This is a genomic window from Psychrobacter sp. (assembly GCF_036731945.1).
Lineage (GTDB): Bacteria > Pseudomonadota > Gammaproteobacteria > Pseudomonadales > Moraxellaceae > Psychrobacter.
The window spans coordinates 2,058-4,289 of sequence record NZ_DAINDI010000114.1 but is presented as its reverse complement, the minus strand read 5'-3'; the positions used below and the strand labels follow the sequence as shown (position 1 = coordinate 4,289).

The window sequence follows — 2,232 nt, the reverse complement described above, 5'->3', positions numbered from 1 at the left end:
CAGCTCAAAGCGTGCGACGCAAAATAATAACAACCCGATGATGACGGCTGAGGTAAAGGCCACATTGGTGACGCGATTCCAGAACACACTGGCAATCACAGGGAATACAATGGTGCCCCACAATGCGCCAACGAAGACCAGCATGACCAATATATCAAGCTTAAAGCTGGCAAAAATCAATCCAGCAGCGGTGGCAATAATCATGGTTGAGCGTCCAACCAGCATCATGGTTTTTGGTTTTACGCGCCCTTTAGCGATATTTTTGCCATAAACGTCCGCCATCATAATCGTTGATAGCGCCGATAAATCTGAGTCAGCGGTTGAGGATAATGAGCCAATGACCAAAATAAAGAACAAGGCAATAAATACTGGATGCAAATAAGTACTAACCATTTGCGGGATTAAGTTGTTCATATTACCATCAAGCGGTTCAATACCAATCGTCAAAGCCATCAAACCAATCATACCAAGACCAATGACGATGCCCGCGTAGCCGACCGTTGCAGTGACAAAAGTGGCTTTGATTTTGGTTTTATCAATGGCAAATAATCGCTGGGTAATGGTTTGGTTGCCGATGGCATAAGCCAATACCGCGACAAAATAAGGCGCCCCTTGCTGAAAAAAGGCTTCAGAAGAAAACAGGTTTTGCTGCTCTAAGGTTAAGTTTGATAAGCCACTGACCATGACCGAAGGCCCGCCCATGGCAAATAGCACCGCAGGGATGATGATGACTCCAATCGCCATCAAAGCAACCAATTGAGCAAAATCGGTAAATACTGACGCTCGAAATCCAGAGGTTAACGTATAGCTGAGCACTCCGACACCTGCGATAATGACGCCGGTTTGAAACGATAACGGCGATAATACTGATACCAAAGCACCAGCAGCAGTGAAGTTGACCATCAAGCTAATTAAGCTGCCCATAAGGTTAGATATGGCTAAAATTAATTGGCTTGATGATCCGTGGCGGGCGTGGATAAGTTCACCTAAGGTGTGTCCATTAGGCGCAAGTTCGCGAAAACGCATGCCAAAAGGGTAGATGAATAAAATCATCAAAGCGCCCCAAAAACCATAATGTAGCGGTCCTGAAACGCCGTATTTATAACCGGAGGTTGCAGCCGCATAAAATGATGCTGCCCAAATCCAAGTCGCGGTCATACTCGCCGCGCCCATGCCGAAACCGACACCATGACCGGCAACCATAAATCCAGAAGTGGTTTCCTTATCTTTTTTAATCAATAAAGACAGCAGGTAAGTACCGCCATAAAATCCTAATAAAAGTAAAAGAATGGTGATTGATGAAAATTGGAACAATGACTCAGTTTTCAAATTCATACCTCGCAATTGTTTGAAGAATAAAGGTTTGCAATAAAAGTCATGCCACAAACTGTTAGGAATGTAATAGGGCGTAGTAGTCCCATTTGCTGCCTACCGTGCAATGATATAAACAGTAATGCAAGCCAAAAGCTCACGTTAAATGTGATGCTGCTTTTTTATTTAGCACCGCCTGTTGGACAAATATCTGCAAAAAAATATAGACTAAAAATTTGTCTTAGAAATAACGACGGCAACTCTCAATAGGCGTCTGTTAATGGATTGACCATTACGCTGTCAAGTGATGCCTACTCGAGAGTAACGAGACGCTAAAAGAAGCTTATTGACTAAGCATCTCTAGCAAAAATACGGATAAGCACTGAGCCTAAACTGCTTGGACGGTGCTAGATGGAGCTGTGTATAGTAGCTGCGTTAAGCAATAGTTAGGATGGAGTTTTATCCTTTTATTGCTTATGAGCGAACATCCGTTGTCGTGATAATAAGTAAATTTTTATGGCAGTTGTTGCCAGTATTTACTCGTCATTGATAAATAAAACTACAGCGATGTTAAATTCTCGTAACATGTTTGTGCGGTAAGGGTAACCTATTCTGTCTGCTATCTCAAATTTTACCGCAGACTTTTTAGTCAGCTAGCATCAAGACAAGCTAATAGATAGTTTATAAAATGAAAATAATAAACCGGATGAGTTAGGATAAAACAAGAGACTTAATCGAATCCCTAGCAAAAAAGGAAGGATAAAGGCTAGGAAAGGGGGTAGGAGGACATAGAGAGAGGTGAGTTGAACTAAAAAATAGGTTCAAGACAGTCTTGATTGTTGATTTGGTAATCCAGTTAAATGGATATAATAAAAGAGTAGCCGCTAGTTTGTCGTTTTAAGCGTCCTCATAATTTGTATA

The 2,232-nt window shown here is 41.8% G+C and carries 1 protein-coding gene; it reads right to left on the bottom strand.

Translation table 11 applies throughout. The annotated features are described in order from the left end of the window. A partial coding sequence (locus tag V7D75_RS14240; protein WP_333615093.1) for a sodium:solute symporter family transporter occupies positions 1-1,314 on the bottom strand: 1,314 nt, incomplete at its 3' end. Positions 1,315-2,232 lie beyond the last annotated feature (918 nt).